This window comes from Vibrio sp. YT-19(2023) (assembly GCF_033337395.1).
In genome coordinates, this window is sequence record NZ_JAWOQN010001241.1 from 1 (window position 1) to 502 (window position 502).

The 502-nt window shown below is 47.4% G+C and carries 1 pseudogene; it reads left to right on the plus strand.

Annotation, left to right across the window (positions count from 1 at the left end):
• Positions 1-487 (plus strand): annotated as a pseudogene (gene thrA, locus R7E78_RS31045) (bifunctional aspartate kinase/homoserine dehydrogenase I); the annotation flags it as partial.
• Positions 488-502 lie beyond the last annotated feature (15 nt).

A 502-nucleotide genomic window follows, 5' to 3' on the forward strand; every position in this document is an offset into this window, starting at 1 on the left:
TATTGCGAAAGAAAATGGCTTCACTGAGCCAGATCCTCGTGATGACCTTTCTGGTATGGACGTTGCGCGTAAGCTGCTCATCCTAGCTCGCGAAGCAGGTATGTCATTAGAGCTTGAAGATGTGGTCGTTGACCAAGCGCTACCACCAGGCTTTGATGATTCAGGCAGTGTTGATGAATTTATGGCTCGTTTGCCAGAAGCGGACGCGTACTTCAAAGAGTTATCAGCGAAAGCGGCAGAAGAAGGCAAAGTGCTACGTTATGTGGGTGAAATTAATGATGGCAAGTGCACAGTGAGCAGGGCCGCTGTCGATGAAAATGATCCAATGTTCAAAATTAAAGACGGTGAAAACGCGTTGGCGTTTTATAGTCGCTACTACCAGCCAATTCCTTTAGTGCTGCGTGGTTACGGTGCCGGTACAGAAGTGACGGCAGCAGGCGTATTCTCGGATGTAATGCGTACTTTAGGTTGGAAACTAGGGGTATAACAATAATGAGTGCAA